General features: G+C 65.8%; 4 protein-coding genes. 2 read left to right on the forward strand and 2 right to left on the reverse strand.

The genetic code is table 11. The annotated features are described in order from the left end of the window. Positions 1 to 145: 145 nt before the first annotated feature. Positions 146 to 1069, reverse strand: a complete 924-nt coding sequence (locus VW23_RS06895) for a LysR family transcriptional regulator (protein WP_069908846.1) — start codon at positions 1067 to 1069, stop codon at positions 146 to 148. A 74-nt stretch (positions 1070 to 1143) separates the two neighbouring features. Here VW23_RS06895 and VW23_RS06900 point away from each other — a divergent pair, with 74 nt between their 5' ends. Continuing rightward, the gene (locus tag VW23_RS06900; protein WP_069908847.1) at positions 1144 to 1413 is read left to right on the forward strand and encodes a hypothetical protein; all 270 of its coding nucleotides are present in this window, start codon (positions 1144 to 1146) and stop codon (positions 1411 to 1413) included. A 232-nt stretch (positions 1414 to 1645) separates the two neighbouring features. Here the strand turns inward: VW23_RS06900 and VW23_RS06905 are convergent, their stop codons facing one another. Further along, positions 1646 to 2131: a hypothetical protein gene (locus tag VW23_RS06905; RefSeq protein WP_069908848.1), complete on the reverse strand. Its 486-nt coding sequence runs from the start codon at positions 2129 to 2131 to the stop codon at positions 1646 to 1648. 114 nt (positions 2132 to 2245) lie between these two features. Between VW23_RS06905 and VW23_RS06910 the strand changes: the two genes are divergently transcribed. Then, positions 2246 to 5587: a transglutaminase family protein gene (locus VW23_RS06910; RefSeq protein ID WP_069908849.1), complete on the forward strand. Its 3342-nt coding sequence runs from the start codon at positions 2246 to 2248 to the stop codon at positions 5585 to 5587. The last annotated feature ends 220 nt before the right edge of the window (positions 5588 to 5807 follow it).

The raw sequence follows: 5807 nt of genomic DNA on the forward strand, positions 1-5807 counted from the left end.
AATGGATCGAGCCGCAGCGAAACCCGCTCCCCCACGGGCTCCAACACCCAGGCAAGCGTCGTACTGCTGCGGCTCACCGCACCTGGAACTTTACCAGATGCGGATGAGTCCAAGTTACAAGGGAAGCCAGACTGATGGATCGTGTCTACCGCTCCTGCGCTGCCCTGCCCCGCGACGGGTGCTGCTGCTGGGCCAACCCAATGAAATCGCGGGCCGCCTGGGTCAGCTGGCTGCCGCGCCGCCAGACCATCCCGACCTGCACCACCGGCAGTGCGCCCGAGATGTCACGGCTTTCGATCCGGTCGCCTTCCAGCGACCATGGCCGATAAACGAGGTCCGGCAACAGCGCGATGCCGGCGCCAGTGGCGACGAGGCTGCGCACCGCCTCGACCGAGCGGGTGCGAAACGCCACATTGGGCCGGGCGCTGAACGCGGCGAGGAGCTTTCCAGTGTTCTCTTCGGTTTCGTCCACCGTCAACATGATCAAGGGTTCCGGCACTATATCGGACACCGAGATGATGTCGGCGCCGGCCAGCCGGTGCCCAAGCGGCAGCCACAGCCGATAGGGCGAGGTCTCGAAGATTTCGGCCTGCAGCGCCACGCGATCCCTCAAATTGGAGATCACCATCACCGCCACGTCGAGCTCGCCGCCGATCAGCAGGTGCTCGAGATAATCGCCATTATCCTCGATCGCCGTGACATTGACGGTGGGATAAGCCCGCCGGTAACGGGCGAGGAGATCCGACAGCACATAGCCGGCGACCAGCGAGGTCACCCCCAGCTGCAGGCTGCCACCGGCCGGCGCCTCGGCTTCACCGAAACTGCGCCGCGCATCCGAAACACTGGCGAGAATACGCGCGGCGTGGCGGTAGAACTGGTGCCCCTTGTGCGTGATGCTGAGCCCGCGCCGGTGCCGCTCGAACAGCGTCACCCCCAGATCGGATTCCAGCTCCTTGATCGCATCGGTCACCGCCGACTGGCTGATCGACAGCGATTGCGCCGCCCCCGATACCGTCCCCTCCTCGGCGACCGAGATGAAATACTGCAGCTGCCTCAGGGTGAAAGCCATGCCGCACTAAAGCATTGCGTCCGCTGGCGCTCAATCGCTATGGGTGGGCAAAACTCGAGCTTCGGAGGCAAATCATGGGCAGCCGCGCCAACACCCTCGCCGCCATCGAGCGCCGCGTCCGCCGCATCGGCCGGCCGTTCGGCGTGAGCCTCCTGGTCGCCGAAAAGCGCAACCCCAAGATCGAGGCGCATGGCGGCTACATGCTGCGCGACGACGACAGCTTCGAGATCGTCTTCGGCAATGCCGGCTACGACTTCTCCGCCAGCCTCGAGGAAATCGAGGAGTTTTTGCTGGAATCGCGCACCGCCATGCGCGAGGAGATCAAGGGCAAGAAGAAGCGCTGACCGCTGTCCTCACAGTCGCTCCTCGCTCCGCTCGTAGCGCGCTACGCTTCGCTGCGCGATACCCCTCATCCGCCCTTCGGGCACCTTCTCCCTCAAGGGGAGAAGGCAGCATACTGAGAGCTCGCGGTTCTATTGCCTTCTCCCCTTGAGGGAGAAGGTGGCGCGCAGCGCCGGATGAGGGGTATCGCATCGCTTGCGATGCGCGCTTGGAGCGTTTGCGACGAGCGACGGCCTACCGCAACACCCCCCGCACCCACTCTCGCACGCCCCGCACCCAACCGAGTGCCGCCCGCCAGGCCGCGGTCGATTTTGCCCACGCGATGGCCCGGTCGCGCAGCGCAAACATCCAGCCGAGCAGCCGCGCGAACCAGTCGATCCGCATCAGCGGCTGGTACACCGCATGAAAGATCCGTTCGACCACCAGCAGCGACAGCGCATGCGCCAGCAATAGCCCGATGGTGCCGGTGATGACGTGGCCGGTGCCGGCCCACCAGATGGCGACCACCTTCATCGGTTCGATCACCACGAACGGCACGCCCAGCGCCACCAGCGCCGCATAGGGTGGCAGCCTGCCGAGCCAGTCGCCAAGCCGCTGGAACAGCCGCAACGCGCTGAGCCACGCGATCAGCGGCCGGAACAGCGGGAACAGCAGCTCGTCGAGCAGCGTGTAGATCACCACTGCCACGGTCACCACCGCCCGCCCGATCGCCCGGATCACGCGCCCTGCTCCGCCATGTTTTCCTCTGCCGCTCAGGAAGGCTAGCCGCGCCGTGCTTCTATGCTATCGTCGCGTCGGGAAGTTTCTGTGCCTCAGTAGCGAGCGTCCGACCGTATGTCGATCAAAGCCGCGATCTATCACCTGACGCACTACAAATACGACCGTCCGGTCGTCCTCCAGCCCCAGATCATCCGGTTACAGCCCGCCCCGCAATCAAAGACCAAGGTGCTGAGCCATTCGCTGCGGGTGTCGCCGGCGAACCACTTCGTCAACCTGCAGCAGGACCCCTACGGCAACTACCTCAGTCGCCACGTCTTCCCCGAGCCGGTCACCGAGCTGAAGATCGAGGTCGATCTCGTCGCCGACATGACGGTCTACAACCCGTTCGATTTCTTCGTCGAAGAGCGGGCCGAGACCTGGCCGTTCGAATACCCCGAAGAGCTGCGCGACGATCTCTCCATCTATCTGAAACCGCAGCCGGCCGGCCCGCTGCTCACCGAGTTCCTGCGCGGCGTCGACCGCACGCCGATGAATACGGTCAATTTCATCACGGCGCTCAATGCCCGGGTGCAGCGCGAGATCGGCTATATCGTCCGGCTCGAAACCGGCGTGCTCGAGCCCGAGGAAACGCTGAGCCGGGCCCAGGGCTCGTGCCGCGATTCCAGCTGGCTGCTGGTGCAGGCGCTGCGCCATCTCGGCCTCGCCGCGCGCTTCGTCTCCGGCTACCTGATCCAGCTGAAGCCCGATCTCGTCGCGCTCGACGGCCCGGCCGGCACCGACCACGATTTCACCGATCTCCACGCCTGGTGCGAAGTCTACCTGCCCGGCGCCGGCTGGGTCGGGCTCGACCCCACCTCGGGGCTCTTGGCCGGCGAGAGCCACGTGCCGCTTGCTGCCACGCCGCATTATCGCAATGCCGCGCCGATCTCCGGCTTCACCAGCTTCGCCAATGTCGAATTCGCCTTCGACATGAAGGTGAGCCGCGTCGCCGAGCATCCGCGCATCACCATGCCGTTCTCCGACCAGAGCTGGGACCGGCTCAATGCCCTGGGCCGAACGGTCGACGCCGAGCTCATCAAACACGATGTCCGCCTCACCATGGGGGGCGAGCCGACCTTCGTGTCGATCGATGATTTCGAAGCCGGCGAGTGGAACGCCGACGCCGTCGGCCCGACCAAGCGGGCCAAGGCCGATGCGCTGATCCGGCGGCTGCGTGAGCGCTTCGCGCCCGGCGGCTTGCTGCATTACGGCCAGGGCAAATGGTACCCGGGCGAAACGCTGCCGCGTTGGACCTTCTCGCTTTACTGGCGCCGTGACAACCAGCCGGTGTGGCGCGACGAAAAGCTGTTCGCCCATGAGGGCGTGCCCACCGAAGCCAAGCCCGGCGACGACCAGCGGCTGTTGACCGAGATCGCCGCCAATCTCGGCGTCGGCACCGAAACCATCGATGCCGCCTATGAGGATCCGGGCGATTGGCTGGTGAAGGAAGCCCGCCTGCCGCCCAATGTCGACCCGGCCAATTCCGAGCTCGCCGACCCCGAGGCGCGGGCCCGCATGGCCCGGGTGTTCGACAACGGCCTCAACAACCCCACTGGCTATGTGCTGCCGGTGCAGCGCTGGAACGCCCTGCCCGACCGCAACAACCGCTGGATCACCGAGAAATGGCGCACCCGGCGCGGCAAACTGTTCCTCGCCGCCGGCGACTCGCCGGTCGGCTACCGCCTGCCGCTGAGTTCGCTGAAGCACGTGGCGCCCACCGCCTACCCGCATGTGGTGCCGCGTGATCCGCTGATCGCGGTGCTCGAACTGCCCGACGTCGAGGAGCTGCTGCAGCAGCCGGTCGAAGTGCGCGTCGGTCACCACGCCCAGCCCTCGACCTTCACCGCCGACCCGACGATCTCCCAGGAGATCACCGAGCAGGTGCTGGACGAGATCGATTCGACCGTCCGCACCGCCATCACTGTCGAACTGCGCGAAGGCCGGCTCTGCGTGTTCCTGCCGCCGGTTTCGACGGTGGAGGATTATCTCGAGCTGATCGCCGCTTCTGAGGAAGCCGCGAAAACCCTTGGCCTCCCGATCCACGTCGAAGGCTATGCCCCGCCTTATGATCCGCGGCTCAATGTCATCCGCGTCGCGCCCGACCCCGGCGTCATCGAAGTGAACATCCACCCGGCCGCCAGCTGGGAGGAGTGCGTTGCCACCACCACGGCCGTCTATGAGGAAGCGCGGCAGGCCCGGCTCGGCGCCGACAAGTTCATGATCGACGGCAAGCACACCGGCACCGGCGGCGGCAACCACGTGGTGGTTGGCGGCTCAACCCCGGGAGACTCGCCGTTCCTACGCCGCCCGGATCTGTTGAAGAGTCTGATCCTCCATTGGCAGCAGCATCCGTCGCTGAGCTACCTGTTCTCCGGCCTGTTCATCGGCCCCACCTCGCAGGCGCCGCGCCTCGATGAAGCCCGGCACGACAGCCTCTACGAGCTTGAGATCGCCATGAAGCAGGTGCCGGCGCCGGATCAAGGCCCGCCACCGCGGCCCTGGTTGGTCGACCGGTTGTTCCGCAACCTGCTCGTCGATGTCACCGGCAACACCCACCGCTCGGAAATCTGCATCGACAAGCTCTATTCGCCCGATGGCCCGACCGGCCGGCTCGGGCTGGTGGAGTTCCGCGGCTTCGAGATGCCGCCCAATGCCCGGATGAACCTCGCCCAGCAACTGCTGGTCCGCGCCCTGATCGCTCGCTTCTGGAAGACGCCCAAAGAGGGTAAGTTCACCCGCTGGGGCACCACGCTCCATGATCGCTTCATGCTGCCGCACTTCGTCTGGGCCGATTTCCTCGATGTCCTCGGCGACCTTAAGGATAATGGCTTCGACCTCGATCCCGAATGGTTCGCGGCGCAGCTCGAATTCCGCTTCCCATTCTGCGGCGAGGTGGAGGTCGAGGGCATGAAGCTCACCCTCAACCAGGCGCTCGAGCCCTGGCATGTGATGGGCGAGCAAGGCGCCATCGGCGGCACCGTGCGCTTCGTTGATTCATCGGTTGAACGCCTTCAAGTAAAGCTCGAAGGCTTGAACCCAGGCCGCTACCAGGTCACCGCCAATGGCCGCGCCGTGCCGCTGACCCCAACCGGCGATGCCGGCGTCGCCGTGGCCGGCGTCCGCTACAAGGCCTGGCACCCCGCGTCGGGCATGCACCCGGTGCTGCCGGTCAACGCGCCACTTCATTTCGATATCTACGACACCTGGTCTGCCCGCTCGATCGGCGGCTGCACCTACCACACGGCGCATCCTGGCGGCCGCAACTACGAGACCTTCCCGGTCAACGGCAACGAAGCCGAGGCACGGCGGCTGGCGCGGTTCGTGACGAACGGCCACACACCGGGAGCGTTCGTGCCACCGACCGAGGAGCGCTCGGCGGAGTTCCCGCTGACGCTTGATCTCAGGGTGCCGGTGTAGGCGCTGACTGAGAGAGACGGCCCCCTCCCATCCTCCCCCATGAAGGGGGAGGTGCCCCGACGGTTCATTGGGCGCGATCGAGCCACAGCCTCGACTCTTCACCTCCCCCTTCATGGGGGAGGCCGGGAGGGGGCCGTCTGCTTCAGTCAGCACACCCTACCCCCAATCCTGTCCCTTATACACATCCTACGCTGCCGACGAGGTCACTAGTGTACACATC

Origin of the sequence: Devosia insulae DS-56 (genome assembly GCF_000970465.2) — a bacterium.
GTDB lineage: Bacteria > Pseudomonadota > Alphaproteobacteria > Rhizobiales > Devosiaceae > Devosia_A > Devosia_A insulae.